Source organism: Aquimarina sp. AD1 (assembly GCF_003443695.1).
GTDB classification, from domain to species: Bacteria; Bacteroidota; Bacteroidia; order Flavobacteriales; family Flavobacteriaceae; genus Aquimarina; species Aquimarina latercula.
Window position 1 is genome coordinate 1,511,943 of the sequence record NZ_CP031966.1, and the last position, 18,354, is coordinate 1,530,296.

The 18,354-nt window shown below is 33.5% G+C and carries 19 protein-coding genes; 8 read left to right on the top strand and 11 right to left on the bottom strand.

From position 1 onward, the window contains the following. Nucleotides 1–40 precede the first annotated feature (40 nt). Nucleotides 41–406, top strand: coding sequence for a nuclear transport factor 2 family protein (locus tag D1815_RS06830; RefSeq protein WP_027391165.1), 366 nt, complete (start codon nucleotides 41–43; stop codon nucleotides 404–406). Between the two features lie 65 nt (nucleotides 407–471). Here D1815_RS06830 and D1815_RS06835 read toward each other — a convergent pair whose 3' ends face one another. Both D1815_RS06835 and D1815_RS06840 read right to left on the bottom strand, forming a co-directional pair. Further along, entirely contained in the window at nucleotides 472–1,101 is a 630-nt protein-coding gene (locus tag D1815_RS06835) for a porin family protein (RefSeq protein ID WP_118386428.1), read from the bottom strand. A gap of 147 nt (nucleotides 1,102–1,248) precedes the next feature. Further along, entirely contained in the window at nucleotides 1,249–2,139 is an 891-nt protein-coding gene (locus D1815_RS06840) for a LysR family transcriptional regulator (protein ID WP_027391163.1), read from the bottom strand. Nucleotides 2,140–2,222: 83 nt separating this feature from the next. Here D1815_RS06840 and hutH point away from each other — a divergent pair, with 83 nt between their 5' ends. From hutH to D1815_RS06875, 7 genes are all read left to right on the top strand, one after another. After that, the gene (hutH, locus tag D1815_RS06845; RefSeq protein ID WP_118386429.1) at nucleotides 2,223–3,803 is read left to right on the top strand and encodes a histidine ammonia-lyase; all 1,581 of its coding nucleotides are present in this window, start codon (nucleotides 2,223–2,225) and stop codon (nucleotides 3,801–3,803) included. Between the two features lie 2 nt (nucleotides 3,804–3,805). Next, nucleotides 3,806–5,053 (top strand): imidazolonepropionase, encoded by a 1,248-nt coding sequence (gene hutI / locus D1815_RS06850; RefSeq protein WP_118386430.1) that lies wholly within the window; start codon nucleotides 3,806–3,808, stop codon nucleotides 5,051–5,053. Nucleotides 5,054–5,112: 59 nt separating this feature from the next. Continuing rightward, a complete protein-coding gene (locus D1815_RS06855; RefSeq protein ID WP_118386431.1) occupies nucleotides 5,113–7,116 on the top strand; it encodes a urocanate hydratase in 2,004 nt (667 codons plus the stop codon). A gap of 48 nt (nucleotides 7,117–7,164) precedes the next feature. Continuing rightward, on the top strand, nucleotides 7,165–8,118 hold the full coding sequence (gene hutG, locus D1815_RS06860; protein WP_118386432.1) for a formimidoylglutamase: 954 nt from the start codon (nucleotides 7,165–7,167) through the stop codon (nucleotides 8,116–8,118). 57 nt (nucleotides 8,119–8,175) lie between these two features. Then, nucleotides 8,176–8,805 (top strand): hypothetical protein, encoded by a 630-nt coding sequence (locus tag D1815_RS06865; RefSeq protein WP_027391158.1) that lies wholly within the window; start codon nucleotides 8,176–8,178, stop codon nucleotides 8,803–8,805. A gap of 67 nt (nucleotides 8,806–8,872) precedes the next feature. Continuing rightward, nucleotides 8,873–9,385 carry a hypothetical protein gene (locus D1815_RS06870; RefSeq protein WP_118386433.1) on the top strand — a complete coding sequence of 171 codons (513 nt, stop codon included), beginning with the start codon at nucleotides 8,873–8,875 and terminating at the stop codon, nucleotides 9,383–9,385. Nucleotides 9,386–9,638: 253 nt separating this feature from the next. Continuing rightward, a complete protein-coding gene (locus D1815_RS06875) occupies nucleotides 9,639–11,528 on the top strand; it encodes a PAS domain S-box protein (protein WP_118386434.1) in 1,890 nt (629 codons plus the stop codon). A 40-nt stretch (nucleotides 11,529–11,568) separates the two neighbouring features. On the opposite strand, the gene D1815_RS06880 is transcribed toward D1815_RS06875, so the two are convergent. The 9 genes from D1815_RS06880 to D1815_RS06920 form a co-directional block, all read right to left on the bottom strand. After that, nucleotides 11,569–12,057 (bottom strand): papain-like cysteine protease family protein, encoded by a 489-nt coding sequence (locus D1815_RS06880; RefSeq protein WP_118386435.1) that lies wholly within the window; start codon nucleotides 12,055–12,057, stop codon nucleotides 11,569–11,571. A gap of 161 nt (nucleotides 12,058–12,218) precedes the next feature. Further along, complete coding sequence (locus D1815_RS06885; RefSeq protein ID WP_118386436.1) at nucleotides 12,219–13,043, bottom strand: alpha/beta hydrolase; 825 nt, start codon at nucleotides 13,041–13,043, stop codon at nucleotides 12,219–12,221. 69 nt (nucleotides 13,044–13,112) lie between these two features. Continuing rightward, on the bottom strand, nucleotides 13,113–13,580 hold the full coding sequence (locus D1815_RS06890) for a MaoC family dehydratase (RefSeq protein WP_118386437.1): 468 nt from the start codon (nucleotides 13,578–13,580) through the stop codon (nucleotides 13,113–13,115). 26 nt (nucleotides 13,581–13,606) lie between these two features. Then, the gene (gene fabG, locus D1815_RS06895) at nucleotides 13,607–14,344 is read right to left on the bottom strand and encodes a 3-oxoacyl-ACP reductase FabG (protein WP_027391153.1); all 738 of its coding nucleotides are present in this window, start codon (nucleotides 14,342–14,344) and stop codon (nucleotides 13,607–13,609) included. Nucleotides 14,345–14,369: 25 nt separating this feature from the next. Further along, nucleotides 14,370–15,347, bottom strand: coding sequence for an NADPH:quinone oxidoreductase family protein (locus D1815_RS06900; RefSeq protein ID WP_118386438.1), 978 nt, complete (start codon nucleotides 15,345–15,347; stop codon nucleotides 14,370–14,372). Between the two features lies 1 nt (nucleotide 15,348). Next, complete coding sequence (locus D1815_RS06905) at nucleotides 15,349–16,353, bottom strand: NADP-dependent oxidoreductase (protein ID WP_118386439.1); 1,005 nt, start codon at nucleotides 16,351–16,353, stop codon at nucleotides 15,349–15,351. 28 nt (nucleotides 16,354–16,381) lie between these two features. After that, on the bottom strand, nucleotides 16,382–17,146 hold the full coding sequence (locus D1815_RS06910) for an enoyl-CoA hydratase/isomerase family protein (protein ID WP_118386440.1): 765 nt from the start codon (nucleotides 17,144–17,146) through the stop codon (nucleotides 16,382–16,384). Nucleotides 17,147–17,184: 38 nt separating this feature from the next. Continuing rightward, a complete protein-coding gene (locus tag D1815_RS06915; RefSeq protein ID WP_118386441.1) occupies nucleotides 17,185–17,940 on the bottom strand; it encodes an SDR family NAD(P)-dependent oxidoreductase in 756 nt (251 codons plus the stop codon). Between the two features lie 30 nt (nucleotides 17,941–17,970). Then, nucleotides 17,971–18,354 (bottom strand): DUF1330 domain-containing protein, encoded by a 384-nt coding sequence (locus D1815_RS06920; RefSeq protein ID WP_118386442.1) that lies wholly within the window; start codon nucleotides 18,352–18,354, stop codon nucleotides 17,971–17,973.

Sequence of the window (18,354 nt, forward strand, 5' to 3'; positions counted from 1 at the left end):
TAATTTAAAGCCATCATAAACCAATAAACTTCAAAAACCAATGAATACACAAGAAGTAGCTAATCGCTTAGTAGAACTTTGCCGTAAAGGTGAAAACATGCAAGCCTTAAAAGAATTATATGCTGACAACGTAGTTAGTAGAGAAATGCCAGGAGCTCCTAATGCTGTTGTTACTGGAAAAGATGCTGTAACCAAAAAAAGTCAGGATTGGTATGCCACCGTAGAAGAGTTTCACGGAGGTGAAGTATCTGAACCAACAGTCGCAGAAAATCATTTTTCTTGTAAAATGAAAATGGATTGCACTTTTAAAGGTCAAGGACGCATGCAAATAGAAGAACTAGCTATTTATAATGTAAATAATGGGAAAATAATAGAAGAACAGTTCTTTTATTCCATGCCAAGCTAATAAAAGTAAAAGAGATCGAAATGTGTGATACTTTTCGATCTCTTTTTATTCGTATAGCCAAATCATTAAAACTTATACCCAGCAGACACCTGAAAGACGTGATTTCTTTGACTTAATGCATCGTCAAAATCAAAAATATCCGAAATCCCTATATTAAAACGAGATTGAAAAAATAATCCATCCTCAAACTGATAACCAAAACCTATATTAACTCCATAACTTACGGGTGCAATCAGATCTTTTAAATCATCTTCAGTTGTTTCAGAAACACCATTAACAGAACTCTTTTTTAATAACCTCGAAGAGGTTAATATACCTATTTGTGGTCCAACTTCTGCACTAAATCCAGATGTCAAATAATATTTCGCCATAATAGGTAACGTAACATAATCTAACTTTAACAACCACTCAGTAAACCGTAAATCTGAACTATCTGTAAATCCAGGTTGTACATACGACCCCTGAAACGAATAAAGTAACTCCGGTTGTATTGCAAAATATCTTGTAATTGGTATTTCTCCTACAAGCCCTAAATGAATTGTATTTCTAGGAATAAAATCATCTATCTCTTCTCCTGCTATATACGAAAGATTATAACCTACCTTTATACCAAGTTGAGCACGATCTTGTTGAGCATTTATCTTTTCTGACACTAAAAGGACAAGAAGTATTGGGAATAGTAATTTTTTAATCATCAAATCTATATTTCGGGGTTAATTTTTAAAAAAATAAAAGCGCCAAAAATAAACAAATCAATCCAATTAAAAAAAGTGAAGAATTATCTGATCATTTGACCAATAGGTAAGCACAAATTTCCTTACAAAAAACACTCACATGTATTATCAAATATCGGGATCCAAAAATCTCTTTACCCTTTCTAAAGCAGGATTCCGATTATCTTCTTTCCAAATAACAGATAATGCAGCTTTTTGTGCGATTTTAGGGATTTCTAAAAACTTTACCTCTAGATCAAATCCATGCTGCAAAGATGTTGGAACGATCGCAACTCCCAATCCACTCTCTACCAATTTAAAAATTGTTTGCGCATGAACCGATTTATGAGAAACAATTGGCGTAAAGCCTTTATCCTCGCATATACTCATAATCTTATCGTAATATATAGAACTATAGTCCGAAGAAAATAAGATAAAATGCTCCGAAGAAACTTGTGCAACACTTTTAAAATTCTTTTTATTAAGTCGGTGATCTTTTGGTAAAACTAATGAAAAAGAATCTGTTTGTACAGCTTTAATACTCACTCCATCAGGAACTCTAGCCAACCTAACAAATCCAATATCCAACTCATCACTAACAATTGACTTAACTTGATCATAATTAGACATTTCCTCTAAGCTAAACTGAATTTTCGGATATTCTTTGTCCACTTTCACCAATAGATCCGGTATAACCGTTTGAATGGCAGAACCCAAAAAACCAATCCTTACCTCTCCTTCACTTCCTTTATCAATTAAGGATGTTTGTTTTATTGTAAAATCTATATGATTAAAAATATAAGCAATTTCTTTTTTCAGATACTCTCCCGCAGCAGTTAAACTTACGTTTCTTTTATTTCTTATAAAAAGTTCAGCTCCAATAATACCCTCCATCTGTTTAATCTGCCTACTCAAACCAGGTTGAGAAATAAACAACCTTTCCGCAGCTTTTCTAAAATGTAATTCTTCCGCCACCGCTAAGAAATAAGTAAAATGACGTAATTCCAATTGATAACTCATAGTTATTAATTATTGATAAAATTAGTATTTATAGGTATTAAAAATACATATTATCTTAGTCTATACAAATACCAACAATTATAATGTCTAAAATATCATCACATTTTCAATTCGGAGAAGACTATCTCACCGCAGGTAAAGCTATCAAAATAGCGTCTAGAGAAATTAAAGGAACTATTTCTGAAGATTCCAGAAAAAAAATCAGAAAGAGTCGCCAAGTAGTCGAAAACATTGTAGATAAAGGCAATCCAGTTTATGGAATCAATACTGGTTTTGGTCCATTATGCACAACCATGATTTCAAAAGAAGAAACAAAGATACTTCAATCTAATATATTACAAAGCCACAGTGTTGGTGTTGGTGATCCTATAGATAAGGAAATTGCCAAACTTATGCTGATTCTAAAATTACAATCACTAGCAAAAGGATATTCTGGTATTGCAGAAAGCACTTTGGATCGTATTCTTTGGCATATTGATAATAATGCAATTCCAATTGTTCCTTCTCAAGGTTCTGTTGGTGCATCTGGAGATTTAGCGCCATTATCCCACCTTTTTTTACCTTTAATTGGTTTAGGAAAAGTAATATATAAGGGTGAAGAAATACCTAGTGCTGATTTATTTAAAAAAACTGGCTTAACATCATTAGACCTAGGTCCTAAAGAAGGTTTAGCATTAATAAATGGAACACAATTCATAGCTGCGCACGCTGTTAAAATTATTGAGAAACTGCATAGCTGCCTTTCTCAAGCCGACATTATTGGAGCTATGATGATAGAAGGACTACAAGGCTCTATTAAACCTTTTTATAATGAATTACACAAGCTGCGCCCTTTTAAAGGAAACATTCATGTAGCCTCTAGAGTAAAATCCTTATTAAAAGGTTCTGAGATCATGGAAGATCATATTGATTGTGATAGAGTTCAAGATCCATATTCATTGCGATGTATTCCTCAGGTTCACGGAGCATCCAGAAATGCATGGCTGCATCTTAAAGAATTATTAGAAGTAGAATTAAACTCTGTAACGGATAATCCTATTATTATTGACGAAGAACTTACTATCAGCGGCGGAAGCTTTCATGGACAACCACTAGCAATGGCTATAGACTACGCTTGTCTTGCCGCTTCTGAAATTGGAAACATTTCGGACCGACGAATATATCTTGCTCTAGAAGGTAATTCTCCAGGAGTTCCTAAATTATTGATGAAAGATACTGGAATTAACTCTGGATATATGATCTTACAATATACAACGGCAGCATTAGCTAGCGAAAACAAAGGTTTGTGTTTCCCTTCTAGCGCGGATAGCATCCCTACTTCACTTGGACAAGAAGATCACGTAAGCATGGGATCTATTGGTGGTAGAAAAGCTTTAAAAGTACTAGAAAACATAGAGAAGATATTAGCGATAGAACTTCTAACAGCGGCTCAAGCTTTTGAATTTAGAAAACCAATGAAATCTGGTGTAATTTTAGATGAAATTCACAAAATGATACGTAAAAAAGTCTCTTTTGCAGAAAAAGATCGTGTTTTTTCGGATGACATAGATAAAGGTATTGAAATAATAAAAAACAAGAGCATCATTAAAGTTTCTAATAATGTATTAAAAGACAATAACTTATCCTTAGAAACAGAGTTTTCCTCTCAATTTGAAATATATTAATTATGGAAAAGTACAAACTTATTGGCCCTATTAAACAATTGTTATCCATGGATGGATTACCCTTAAAAGGAGCCTTGAAAGACGAAGAGCTTCCAATAATTGAAAATGCAGGTATTCTTACAATAGGAGAACGCATTCACACCATAGGAAACTATAATGAAATGCAACAAATAGCAAAAAGTCTTGATGCAAAGGTTATACAACTGCAATCTGATTATGTCTGTCTCCCTGGTTTTATAGATGCCCATACACATATTTGCTTTTCTGGTTCTAGAGCTAATGATTATGCCATGCGAAACTCAGGAAAATCTTATCTAGAAATTGCAAAAGCAGGAGGTGGAATCTGGGATACAGTAACCAATACTAGAACCGCTAGTCAAGAAGAATTATGTCATTCTGTAATAAAAAGAGCTAATCACCTTCTTAAGAATGGTATCACTACTGTCGAAGTAAAAAGTGGCTATGGTCTTTCTATACAAGAAGAACTAAAGATGTTGCGCGCAATAAAAGGAGCTAATGAAAATTTAGAATCAGATCTAATACCTACTTGCTTAGCAGCACATATGCTTCCAAAAGATTATAACGGCACTCATGAAGAATATCTAAACGATATAACTACAAACTTGTTCCCAAATCTTATAACGGAAAAACTTACAAATAGAATTGATGCATTTGTAGAGCAAAGTGCTTTTTCTAAAGAAAACATCAAGCCTTATTTTAATAAAGCTATCGAAATGGGATTTGATATCACCGTTCATGCAGATCAATTTACTACTAGCGGAAGTGAAATTGCGGTAGAAATAAATGCGGTAAGTGCAGATCATCTAGAAGCAAGCACAGATATAGAAATTAAAATGTTAGCAGAAAGCGATGTTGTTTCAGTTGCATTACCAGGAGCTTCTATCGGATTAGGTTGTGATTTTACACCAGCGAGAAAAATTCTTGATGCAGGAGGAGCTTTAGCAATTGCAAGCGACTGGAATCCCGGTTCTGCACCGATGGGAGATTTACTTACCCAGGCTTGTATTTTAGGAACATTCGAAAAATTAAGTAATACAGAGGTATTAGCCGGAATTACAACAAGAGCTGCTGCTGCTTTAAAATTAGATGATCGTGGAAAATTAGCTCCTAAAATGATAGCAGACTTCTGTTTCTTTTCAACTGATAATTACAATGAAATATTATATCATCAAGGTAAACTAACTCCAAATCAAGTATGGAAACGAGGAGATCTAGTATATTCTAAATAATATAACGATAAAAAGACTTCAACAATGATCTATATGATCAACAATTACATCAAATACTTATGACTACTTTCAAAGAACAAATTTTAACTGGTATCCCTGATACATTACCTCCTAAAAAAGAACTTAGTACAAAAATAAGTAGAGCTCCTAAACGAAAACAAATATTGTCAATTGACGAAAAAAAACTAGCACTTAAAAATGCTCTGAGATATTTCAAACCGGATTGGCATCAAGAACTTGCCGAGGAATTCCTTGAAGAGTTAAATGAATACGGACGTATTTATATGTATCGATTTATGCCAGATTATGAAATGTATGCTAGACCTATACACGAGTATCCATCAATTACCACACAGGCCGCAGGAATCATGTTAATGATACAAAACAATTTAGATCCTGCTGTTGCTCAACATCCGTACGAATTAATTACTTATGGAGGAAACGGAGGCGTTTTTCAAAATTGGGCACAGTATCTGCTTACGATGTATTACCTAGCCACCATGACCGAAGAACAGACTTTACACATATACTCAGGTCACCCTATGGGACTATTTCCTTCTTCTAAAGAAGCTCCGAGAGTTGTTGTTACAAATGGAATGATGATTCCAAATTATTCCAAACCAGATGATTGGGAGAAATTCAACGCATTAGGAGTTACCCAATATGGACAAATGACTGCTGGAAGCTATATGTATATTGGGCCACAAGGAATCGTACACGGAACTACTATAACCGTAATGAATGCATTCAGAAAAACCTTAACTCCTGGCGAAAAAACTGCTGGTAAGATTTTCTTAACCGCTGGTTTAGGCGGAATGAGCGGTGCCCAGCCTAAAGCTGGAAACATTGCTAAATGTATTACCGTATGCGCTGAAGTAAATCCGGATGCAGCCGAAAAACGCCATGAACAAGGTTGGGTAGATGAAATTGTAGATAATTTAGATGATTTAGTAAGAAGAGTTCAAGCAGCGATTAAAAATACAGAAGTGGTATCAATTGCGTATAAAGGAAATATCGTTGATGTATGGGAACGTTTTTATGATGAAAACATATATATACATCTAGGATCAGATCAGACATCACTACACAATCCTTGGTCTGGAGGGTACTATCCTGTAGATATGACTTATTCGGAATCCAATGAAATGATTGCAAATGACCCAATCCAATTTAAAACTAAAGTACAAGAATCATTAAGAAGACATGCAGATGCAATAAATAAGCATACAGCAAAAGGAACCTACTTTTTTGATTACGGAAATGCATTTCTATTAGAAGCTTCTCGTGCTGGAGCAGATGTAATGGACACAAACAAGATAGATTTTAAATACCCTTCATACGTGCAAGATATCCTAGGACCTATGTGTTTTGATTACGGTTTTGGTCCATTTAGATGGGTGTGTACCTCGGGAAACCTTAATGATTTAGATACAACTGACAACATTGCAATACAGGTAATGCAAGAGATTAAGAAAAATGCTCCAGAAGAAATCCAACAACAGATGCAAGACAATATCACTTGGATTCAAGAAGCAAAAGAAAATAAGCTTGTTGTAGGCTCCAAAGCAAGAATTCTATATGCTGATGCCGAAGGAAGATCAAAGATCGCTGAAGCGTTCAATAAAGCTATTAAATCAAATCAAATATCGGCGCCTGTAGTATTAGGTAGAGATCATCACGACGTAAGCGGCACGGATTCTCCATATAGAGAGACTAGTAATATTTATGATGGAAGCAAATTTACTGCTGATATGGCGATTCATAATGTAATTGGAGATAGTTTTAGAGGAGCTACTTGGGTATCCATTCATAACGGAGGTGGCGTTGGATGGGGAGAAGTTATCAACGGAGGATTTGGTTTACTATTAGATGGATCTGATGAAGCGTCCAAAAGATTAAAAAACATGTTGTTTTATGATGTGAATAATGGTATTTCTAGGAGAAGTTGGGCAAGAAATGAAGAGGCTATTTTTGCGATAAAAAGAGAAATGAAACGTACACCTTCACTTAAAGTAACCGTCCCTAATATTCTAGAGGAAAGAATTTTAGATAAATTATTTTAATAACCATCACATCTGTACAATATTTTACACACAAGCATTATTCTACCAATGAACAACTATAAAAAAACAAATCCCGCTATTTGGTCAGGACGGACATCTAATGATCAATTATATCTTCACGAGAAAATAACTTGTATTGACATAGAAAATGATGAACTTCCTAAAAATAAGCAAACAAGCTTTACAATTCTAGGATACGCTTGCGAAGAAGGAGTAAAAAGAAATTTAGGCAGAATTGGCACAGAGTCCGCACCTGATCAAATAAGGAAAATGATAGGGTCTTTATCAAATCACTTCGATAAAACTGTTAAAATAATAGACGTAGGTAACATTTATTGCATAGGAAATGACTTAGAAGAAGCTCAAACCATCACTTCAAATAAAGTGTTTCAAATTCTTGAAAAGCAATATTTTAGTATTATTTTAGGAGGTGGTCATGATCTTGCATACGCACACTATAATGGAATTAAAAAACACCAACCAGACGCCAGAATTGGAATTATAAATTTAGACGCTCATTTTGACTTGAGATCAGTAAATGGCCAAGGAAATTCTGGTACTCCATTTTATCAAATCTCTAAAGAGAACGATCGTTTCAAATACCTGTGCTTAGGAATTCAAGAAGAATCCAATAACAAAGAATTATTCCAAACTGCTCAAAAATTGGGAGTAGAATATATCAAGAATACAGATTTCAATATTACAAACAAAAACAATATTGAAGTAGTAATTAATAATTTTATAAACGATGTTGACTTGGTTTATTTAACCATTGATTTAGATGGTTTTTCATCTTCTGTTGCTCCTGGTGTTAGCGCCCCTTCTCCATTTGGTTTTTCTATCGACATTGCCTTATTTGCTATTGAACAAATTTGCAATAGTAAAAAATTAGTTAGTGCGGATATTGTAGAGCTTAATCCTAAATATGATTTAGATAATATCACAGCTAAATTAGCTGCTAGATTAGTTTATTATATGATGAAGTTTATTTCCTCTTCTTAATTATAATATCTGTTCCTACATTTAGCTATATTTACCATAGAACTTCTTATAAGCCCTATGGAACAAACTGTGATAATTCTCATTTACATTCATGCATTATTTGGTGGTATTGGATTATTATCAGGCCTTATCAGTATTATAGGTAAAAAAGGTAGGTTTTACCACAAAAAAGCCGGAATAGTATTTTCTATCGCTATGTTTATTAGTGCTCTAATTGCTATCCCTATCACCCTTCTCCCTAATCATAAAAATTTACTACTACACTTACTCTCTATATTCACAATATACCTTGTAATTTCTGGAAATAGAGTACTCAGGTTTAAAAAACAATATGTTTTACAAAAAGTGGACATCATTATTAGCTCTGTAATGGGATTAATATTTTTAGGAATGATTAGTACAGGCATCTATTATCACTTGCAAGAGATCCCTAAAAGCATTTTATTTTTCTTTTTCGGAGGGTTTGGTGTCATGGCCACGATTAGAGATGTTAAGCTCTATAAAACCTTTAAAACTAATCCTAAGGCTTATTTATCTAATCATATTGGTAAAATGTCCGGAGCATACGGAGCAGCAATAACTGCATTTTTACTAGCTGCATTGGATTCAAGCACCTTATGGGTTTGGTTAACCCCTTCTATTGTTACATTAATATTTGTTACTTTTTGGAGACGAAAAATATCTTAACAACAGGTTCTTACCTTCCTTGTAACATTATTTTTAGTACATCGTCTGATAATTAAACTCATACATCATGTATTTTCAAAAAATAACTGAACGTACGCTGCGATACTTCGTAGCATTTTTCATATTTGTTTACGGTGCTGCCAAACCACTTCAATTTAAAAATAATAATGGTTTTCCAGATAAATTAGTAAGTGAGTTAACTGGGATGGAACTTATGTGGTCTTTTTTTGGACACACACAAGCAATACCCATAATTATTGGAGTATTGCAAGTTACAGGAGCATTACTACTTTTATCTAAGCGTACTAAAATTATTGGCACATTCCTTTTATTGCCAATCATGACCAATATTGTACTATTTGATGTATTCTACCAAGTTAACGCAGGAGCTACTATTAACGCTATCGTCTTTCTTGTTATTCTTATAATTCTTCTATTTTTCGAACAAAAGAAAATGATTAAAATCTTTAAAACAATTACTTTAAAATCACCAAAAGATGACAACAGAACTTCATTGTTTATTATAAGTGCTGCTCTAGCCGCCTTACTATTTTTTGGATACACGTATCTACAGCGATAAATATTATGTTTTTAAAACTTAAACAGTAAAAACGTATTCATTTTATTACACAAATAATTAACTAAGAAACTTACTTATAGGAAAACTTGTATTTCATTGCATTCAAAATATAATTACTTTCGTATCTTCGGGATATATGTATATATCTAAATTCCCCATTTAGATTTGCGCACACAGATTACCTCTCGGGCTTTTTTAATATAAATTACAATCACTTTATTTATTCTTAAATAAAGATGGTTCAGAATGTTTTATGGAAGAAGTAAATTTTTATCAAATATCAGTTTTCTTGCTACAAGGGTTTGTAGTATCCTTTTTGGTATTAACGTTATTTCATTTTCGAAAAGTAACAGGTAACGGACTGTTATTTACAGCCTTAGGAATGTTTCAATTCATACAGGTATTCACAGCAACAACAATGTATTTTGAAATATATAATGGAATTACGGTATCTCCAGGATCCTCCGTTCTTTTTTCCGTAACACTGTTTACCGTATTAATTTTCTACATTAAAGAAGATGCTTTATTAACAAGAAAGCTAATATACGCACTCGTTATTGCTAACTTGATGATAGTAATCTTATTACTCCTTTTCGGTATTAACTTAAAAGATTCTAGTATTCATCAGGTTTCATTTACTATGTTATCTGATTTTTTTAACACCAATATATTTCTTCTAATTTATGGTACTATTCTTTTATTCCTTGATTCTATTCTTATAATTTTTGTCTTTGAGTACATTTCTAAACATATACAATCTCTTTTTCTAAGAATACTTTTCACGATGCTTTTGATCCTTTCATTTGATGCTTTGATGTTTAGTATTGTAGGGTTTTGGGGACCTATGGATGTAACAAATTTTCTAATTTCTGGACTATCTTCTAAAATAGTTATGAGTATTTATTATGGTATTTTATTTACCATATACATTAAATACTTTCAAAAAGAAATCTCCGAAAACAGCTATTCTACTTTTAAGGATGTTTATCACTCACTAACCTATCGTCAAAAATTTGAAGAAGCAGAAAAGGTAATTCAGCTAAGCGAAAACAGATATAGAACATTAACCGATATTTCTCCTGTAGGCATTTTTATGACTAAAGCCAATGGAAAAACTACCTTTGTTAACGAAAAATGGTGCGAAATTTCCGGTTTAGCCCAACAAGAAGCAATGAACGATGGATGGCTAAAAGCAGTACATCCAGAGGATAGAAAGAAATTAAAATCTGACTGGTATAATAATACAAAAAGACGAGAATCTTCACATGCTGAATATAGATTTATTAGACCAGATGGAACTACTATTTGGGTATTAGGCCAAGCTATTCCTGAGTATAATGAACGAAAAGAAATTATTGGTTATGTAGGGACTGCAACAGATATCACTGAATTAAAACTTTATGAAATAGAACTAAATAAAATGAAAGATAAAGCTGAAGAAAGTGATCGTTTAAAGTCTTCTTTCTTAGCAAACATGAGTCATGAAATACGAACTCCTATGAATGGGATATTAGGTTTTGCCGAATTACTTAAAGAACCTGTACTTACCGGAGACGAACAACAACTATACATTAGTCTTATAGAAGAAAGTGGCACTCGAATGCTCAATATTATAAGAGATATAATTGATATTTCGAAGATTGAATCTGGACAAGTGAAGGTGTTTACATCAGATATAGACATCAATGAACAAGTAACTTATTTATATCAGTTTTTTAAACCAGAAGCAGACAGAAAGGGTTTGCTATTAAGCTTTAACAATGGTTTACCGGACCAAGAAGCAATTATTAAAACAGACAAAGAAAAATTTAACGCTATACTAACCAACTTAGTTAAAAACGCTCTTAAATATACTCCTGAAGGCTCTATTTCTTTTGGTTATAAAGTGGAAGATGAATTTTTACAATTTTACGTAAAAGATACCGGTATGGGAATTGCAAAAAATCGACAAAAAGCAATTTTCGAACGCTTCGTACAAGCAGATATCGAAAATAATTATGCCATAGAAGGGGCTGGTATTGGATTATCTATCGCTAAAGCCTACAGTGAAATGCTTGGCGGAAAAATCTGGTTAGAAAGCAAAAAAGACTTAGGTTCTGTGTTTTATTTTACAATCCCATATACCAAATCAAAAAAAGAATAGACTTAAAAGGACACCAAACCTACTCTATAATTAGATATTTTTATTTATCGAATACAATGGTCTCTACCCAGTAATTCTCTAATTCTTCTAACGTTATTTCTTTTAAAACTCCAACCCAAGGATCAATCACTAAAACCGTATTATCATCTTTATACCCCGTTATCAAAAGTGCGTGCGCCATAAAACCATTATAATTTTGTGTCCCAATTAAAATTGGACGACTGCTATCTATATGCCCTTTTATCTCACTAAAGGTAAGTTTTGGATCATTTCCAGAAATTAAACTTCTATATTCTGAATTGATATAGCTAAAGTGAGTTGATATTTGCGGATGTAATGTAAATAAATCTAAACCTTGATCATTTGCTTCAAACATTTGGTCTAGTTCTTTTTCGGACTTAAATGTTCCATAACTTTGTAAAGCCATTGATAAAGCAGCAGCCCAACAGTTATTTGATCCAATTTGTTCTTCTGGAATTATATGTAAAACACTTGTCGATTTCTTTTTAGCACTTGTTAGTTCGCCCATAATACTTTATTGTTTTTTGTGTGTTTTCAGATTTCAAGAGTTGTTTTTAGACAACAAATAAATATTCTAATAAAAATAAGGAAAAACAGCTTCTATAACAACTATAAACAAGTATGAAAAAACTGACGAAAAATACACTTAATAAATTAAAAAACAACACATTAAACCATCTGAACAATCCAATTCGTAATCGTCAAAAGAAACTTTTCTTTTTCTAAATCATTATGCAGTTCGTGGTACCCTCCTTTAAAAGGAATAAATGAAATCAAGTCATTCTTTTCTGCAAACTCTTGACTTGCCCTATAATCAGTAATTTGATCTGCAGTTCCATGAACTATCAAAACTGGTTTTTCAACAAAAGCGGCTTTAGAAATTACCCAAATACCGGCTTCTATAATTGGAAGTGTGAAATTAGTACTTACTCTATCGTGAATTAAAGGATCATTTTCATACTTTTCTACCTCATCCGCTATTCTAGAAATGGCCTTTACATCCAACCCAGAAGGCAATGTTACAGAAGGTGCTATTTTTTGAAACATCTTTCCCATTGTCATTTTCCATTTTGGTGGCTGAAACGCTAAACGTAAGAAAGGACTCGTAATAATTACTCCTGTAACTTCTGGTTTTTTCCGGATTAAATAATTGATAACCAAGTTTCCACCCATACTATGGCCATATAACAATACAGGAAGGTTATTTACTATTTCTCTTGATTTTTGATAAACAGCGTCTATTGTATCCATAAGAGAATCATAATTAGGGCAATGTCCTCTTTTACCACTGCTCTTACCATGACCAAAATTATCATAAGTAATTACACCTATTTGTTTTGACAACAACTCAGGAATTACATGATCCGAATATCTACCAGAATGCTCACCCATACCATGTACTAGCAAAACCATTGCTTTACAGTTAGTAGGCAACCAATATTGACCGTACAACTGATATTTAAGATAATTGAAATAAAATTCTTGAAATTGCATACTTAGATATACTATTAAAATAGATTCAAAAATGACATCACTTTTCTAAATAAAAGCAAATTACATTTTTTACTCCTCAAACATTAACGAAACAAATTCTGCAACACAGGCAGGCTTTTCTGAACCATCAATTTCCACTGAACAATCCCAAGTTATTTTTAGGCCTTTTTCGGTATAAGCCTCTATATCCTTAATACTACTATGTAATCTTAACCTACTATCTACAATTACAGGATTTGGAAACCTTACTTTATTAAGTCCATAATTAACACCCATTGCTAAACTTTCTATATCAATAAGATCCATCAACATTTTGGATAGTAGCGAAACTGATAAAAAACCATGAGCAATAGGTCTCTTAAATGGAGATTCCTTTTTAATTCGATCTAAATCAACGTGCACCCATTGGTAATCTTTTGTAGCATCTGCAAAGGCATTAATCATTTCCTGGGTTACAGTGACCCATTCACCCAATGGTAATTGTTTTCCGTTGTAAGCTTTAAACTCATCAAAGTTTTTACAAGTCAACTGATCCATATTTTTACTTATTGTAGATTTCTAAACTATCTTGAGATTCCTCCATCTATAGTCAAACAAATACCTGATACATAAGAAGCTTCATCTGATGCCAAATACAAATACCCGTAAGCAATATCAATAGGTGTAGCGGCTTTCTTTAAAGGAATTTGTGATTTAATTCCTTCTATATGTTCCTTAGGAATCTGATCTGTCATTTCTGTTAGTGTAAATCCAGGAGCTAAAGCATTAGCTGTAATTCCATACTTACCTAGCTCTATTGTCCAAGTTTTAGACATCGCAATAACACCTGCTTTAGTAGCAGCATAATTGGTTTGCCCGAAATTACCTCGTAAACCTACATTAGAAGCCGCAGATACAATTCTTCCATACCTCGATTCTTTCATATATTGAGAAACAACTTGTGTACATAAGAAAACACCTTTTAAATTTACTTCGACTACAGCATCCCATTCATTCTCACTCATTTTATGCAGTGTGCGATCTTTAGTTATTCCTGCATTATTAATCAAAATATCTATTTTTCCATACTTTTTATGAATCCTTTCGGCTTCGGCTTCAATAGCACTTTTATTAGTAACGGAAATACTCGTAAATTCAGCAACTTGACCATTGTCTAATATAGATTTAGCCACTTGTTCACCTTCTGATAATAAATCCCAAATAATTACAGTTGCGCCTTCTTTAGCAAATAAAGTAGAAATAGCTTTTCCTATTCCTCTTGCTCCTCCTGTAACGATTGCAATTCTATTTTTTAATCTCATATGTAAGCTTGTTTATTAAATAATATTAAGAACATTGAATCACCACTTTGCCTCTCACCTTTCTATTCATCATTTCTTCTAACGCATTTGGAGTTTCTTCTAACGGATATATTTTATGAATATGTGGTTGTACTCTTCCTTCTTCCATCCATTTCATTAACTGTAATGTATTATCCATATTCCCTTTAGGATTTTTCATTGCAAAATTACCCCAAAACACACCAACAATAGAGCATCCCTTTAGTAATGCAAGGTTCAATGGTACTTTAGGAATCTGACCAGCGGCAAAACCTATTACTAAATACCTACCTTCCCAAGCTGTTCCTCGTAATGCTGGTTCAGAAAAATCTCCTCCTACAGGATCATAAACAACGTCTGCTCCTTTTCCATTTGTTAACTCTTTGATTTTACTTTTTAGATCCTCTTCTGTATAGTTTATAACTTCATCTGCTCCATATTGTTTGCATAATTCCAGTTTTTCTTTAGAAGACGCAGCCGCAATAACCTTAGCCCCCAATAACTTTCCTAGTTCAATTGCTGCAAGCCCAACTCCTCCTGATGCCCCTAAAACCAGTAAAGTTTCGCCCTGCTTTAATTGAGCACGATCTTTTAATGCATGATAAGATGTGCCATACGCTATCATAAAAGAAGCCGCAACAGAGAAATCCATCTTAGGAGGTTTTTTAAAACATACATTAGCAGGAACTGCAACTTCTTTTGCATAACCGCCTTGCATTACAAATCCAAAAACCTCATCTCCAATATTAAGGTGCTTAACATTAATCCCTACTTCTTTTACAACTCCTGCTACATCACTTCCTGGAATAAAAGGAACATCGGGTTTAAACTGGTACAAGCCCTGAATTATAAGAGTATCAGGGAAATTCACTCCACAGGTTTTTACTTGAATTAGGACTTCATTTTCCTTTGGTTTTGGAGATACAACATCCTCATATACCAAATTAGAAGGTGGTCCGTATTGTTTACAAACTATAGCCTTCATACTAATCCTCTATAACCTTTAATACAAGTTTACCCATTTTATTTCCAGAGAAAAGACGCAAAAATGTTTCATGAAAGTTTTCGATTCCATTATAAATATCTTCTTTACTTTTCAATTTCCCTTGTGCCAACCAACCACCCATTTCTCTAGCTGCTTTCCCATAATCTTTTGCATAATCCATAACAACCATACCCTGCATTGTTGCCCGATTTACTAATAATGAAAGATAATTTTTAGGCCCTCTCATATCTTCCATATTATTATATTGAGAAATTGCCCCACAAATAACAATCCTTGCCTGCATACGCAGTCTAGATAACGCCGCATCTAAAATTTCTCCTCCAACATTATCAAAATATACATCAATACCTTTTGGACATTCATTTTTGATAGCCTCATATATATCTCCAGACTTATAATCTATAGCAGCATCAAAGCCTAAAACGTCTTTAATATAGTTGCATTTTTCTTTTCCTCCTGCTATTCCAATAACACGACATCCTTTTATCTTTGCTATCTGACCAACTATACTGCCAACCGCTCCTGCAGCCCCAGAAACTAAAACAGTATCTCCTTCTTTTATTTTACCAACTTCTAAAATTCCGAAATATGCTGTCATACCAGGCATCCCTAGAGTTCCAATATACATTGGCAAAGGTGCTAATTTAGGGTCTACAGTATACCAATTATCACCATTAGTTACAGTATATTGCTGTACTCCTCCCCAACCGGTTACAAAATCACCTTCTTTAAATTTAGGATGATTATTGGATTTAATAACTTCTCCTATAGATCCAGCTCTCATTACATCATCTAATTCTACTGGTTCTATATATGATTTTCCTTCCCGCATCCAGCCTCTCATTGCAGGATCTAACGATATATAATGATGTTTAATCAATACCTCTCCTTCTTTAGGTTCTGGAATAGGATTTTCCTGTAACTCCCAAGTAGTTTTATCTGGTAATCCCTCTGGGCGGTTTTTTAAGATGATTTGCTTATTCATTTTTAAAATATTTTTTATTTAATCCAATTTATTTTTTCTGTAAACTTTCTACGAAAGCCTTCATTTTTGCTCTTATTTCTGGTTTCCACCAAAGAGAAATTGCTTGTTCTAAATCGACCTTAGGATCTTCTTCCATACTTTCTAACCAATCTCTTCGTAACTTATACTTAGTATTCTTAAAAATTTCTTCATCAGCTTGTAAATACTGCTTCATTTTAGCTTCTGCTTTTGGCAAAACTTCTTCTAAATCACAAACTTCATTTACTAAGCCAGTATCCAAAGCTTCATCAACACTCAATAACTTTCCTCCAAGAATACATTCATTTGCCTTTCCTTCTCCCAACCAATAGGAATACCCTCTAATAAGGTTATTAGAAATCTGAATATTCACTGCTACTTCGTTTAGACCAATAGTATATTTTTCTCCTGCAGCCATAATACGATGGTCGGCAGTAATAGCAATCACACAACCGCCTGCTGGAGAATATCCTGTAATAGCACATATAAATGGTTTACTAAACTTGGCTAATTGGATATACATCCCTCCAAAATCATTAAAAAACTCATTCATCTTCGGCTTATCATAACCATACAATTCTATAACGTCAAGACCCGCTGTGAAAAAATGCGGTGTACCAGTTATTATTACACCTTTTACAGAACTATCAGTTTCTAAATCATCAAAAGCTCGTCTTATTTCCTGAACCATTTGATGGTTAATAGCATTTACTTTTCCTCTGTTCAATTGAACAATTGCGTAGTCATCTTTTCTTTCTACTTTAATGGTTTGCATTATAGGCTTTGGCTTTATTTACTAATTGAATAATTGTTTTATAGAGAAGTTCCTCCATCTAATGTAATTGTCTGTCCCGTTATAAACTTCGTGTTTTCTGAAGCTAACCACACCACAGCTTCTGCTATTTCTTCCGCTTGTCCATACCGCTTCATTGGAATTACACTTTTTAGCATATCGTCCATATCAGGTCGTACTGATAACAATTTACTTAAGAGTGCCGATTCTGTATAGCCCGGGCAAACTGCATTGATTCTAATATTCTTAGTTGCATATTCTAATGCTGCTGATTTGGTCATCCCAACGACAGCAAATTTACTAGCACTGTATGAAAGGTTATTTAATGATGCTTTTAATCCTGCTAAGGATGCAATATTTACAATATTACCATAACCTTGTTTCATCATTTGCTGTAAAGCTAATTTCATGCAATAAAAGACTCCTGTTTGATTTACCGAAATAACACTATCCCAATCTTTTAACGTATATTCTGCTGTTTTAGACATATTTCTTGGACCTATCCCTGCATTATTTACCATTACATCTAATTGCCCAAGCTGATCTACCGTTTTAGAAATTAACAACTCTACTTGTGCAAAATCAGCAACATTAGCAGTAATTACTGTCGCTTTTCCTCCTTCTTTATTTATTTCTTCTGCAACCTGATTTGCTTTTTCTTCTTTAATATCAGAAACAACAACGGTTGCTCTATGTTTTGCAAAATGTTTTGCCGTAGCGGCTCCTATTCCCGAACCTGCTCCTGTAACTATAACTACTTTATCTTTTACTTGCATGTAATACTATATAATTTGTTTAATCTAGATTTATTTCCCTAAAGAAAGAATAAGACGTGAATCTAATAAAGCTCTGCTACGCATATCAGCTGGATATTCTTTTTCTGTAATCATTTTTACAAATTCTTCTTTACTCTCGTATTGTACAATGAGTATTTTATCCCATTCGACGGTATTCTCTGGACCTATCAATCCAAACAGAGGTTTACCTTGATATACGATTCTCGCTCTAGTGTTTTCAAAAAAAGGCAGTATCGCATTCAAATATTCTGCATACGCCTCTCTACCTGTCGTCCCAGTTTCTTCTACATAATCCTTAAATTTCAAAAGATTTATCATCTGAAATGATCCATCGATAGGTAATTCTAAAAAATCTTGAAACTGTTTTTGGGTAATTCCAGTGTATGAATTCAT

Bases quoted from the DNA above. Each gene is read 5' to 3' on its own strand.
- D1815_RS06830 (WP_027391165.1), top strand. From the start codon at position 41: ATGAATACACAAGAAGTAGCTAATCGCTTAGTAGAACTTTGCCGTAAA.
- D1815_RS06835 (WP_118386428.1), bottom strand. From the start codon at position 1,101: ATGATTAAAAAATTACTATTCCCAATACTTCTTGTCCTTTTAGTGTCA.
- D1815_RS06840 (WP_027391163.1), bottom strand. From the start codon at position 2,139: ATGAGTTATCAATTGGAATTACGTCATTTTACTTATTTCTTAGCGGTG.
- hutH (WP_118386429.1), top strand. From the start codon at position 2,223: ATGTCTAAAATATCATCACATTTTCAATTCGGAGAAGACTATCTCACC.
- hutI (WP_118386430.1), top strand. From the start codon at position 3,806: ATGGAAAAGTACAAACTTATTGGCCCTATTAAACAATTGTTATCCATG.
- D1815_RS06855 (WP_118386431.1), top strand. From the start codon at position 5,113: ATGACTACTTTCAAAGAACAAATTTTAACTGGTATCCCTGATACATTA.
- hutG (WP_118386432.1), top strand. From the start codon at position 7,165: ATGAACAACTATAAAAAAACAAATCCCGCTATTTGGTCAGGACGGACA.
- D1815_RS06865 (WP_027391158.1), top strand. From the start codon at position 8,176: ATGGAACAAACTGTGATAATTCTCATTTACATTCATGCATTATTTGGT.
- D1815_RS06870 (WP_118386433.1), top strand. From the start codon at position 8,873: ATGTATTTTCAAAAAATAACTGAACGTACGCTGCGATACTTCGTAGCA.
- D1815_RS06875 (WP_118386434.1), top strand. From the start codon at position 9,639: ATGGAAGAAGTAAATTTTTATCAAATATCAGTTTTCTTGCTACAAGGG.
- D1815_RS06880 (WP_118386435.1), bottom strand. From the start codon at position 12,057: ATGGGCGAACTAACAAGTGCTAAAAAGAAATCGACAAGTGTTTTACAT.
- D1815_RS06885 (WP_118386436.1), bottom strand. From the start codon at position 13,043: ATGCAATTTCAAGAATTTTATTTCAATTATCTTAAATATCAGTTGTAC.
- D1815_RS06890 (WP_118386437.1), bottom strand. From the start codon at position 13,580: ATGGATCAGTTGACTTGTAAAAACTTTGATGAGTTTAAAGCTTACAAC.
- fabG (WP_027391153.1), bottom strand. From the start codon at position 14,344: ATGAGATTAAAAAATAGAATTGCAATCGTTACAGGAGGAGCAAGAGGA.
- D1815_RS06900 (WP_118386438.1), bottom strand. From the start codon at position 15,347: ATGAAGGCTATAGTTTGTAAACAATACGGACCACCTTCTAATTTGGTA.
- D1815_RS06905 (WP_118386439.1), bottom strand. From the start codon at position 16,353: ATGAATAAGCAAATCATCTTAAAAAACCGCCCAGAGGGATTACCAGAT.
- D1815_RS06910 (WP_118386440.1), bottom strand. From the start codon at position 17,146: ATGCAAACCATTAAAGTAGAAAGAAAAGATGACTACGCAATTGTTCAA.
- D1815_RS06915 (WP_118386441.1), bottom strand. From the start codon at position 17,940: ATGCAAGTAAAAGATAAAGTAGTTATAGTTACAGGAGCAGGTTCGGGA.
- D1815_RS06920 (WP_118386442.1), bottom strand. From the start codon at position 18,354: ATGAATTCATACACTGGAATTACCCAAAAACAGTTTCAAGATTTTTTA.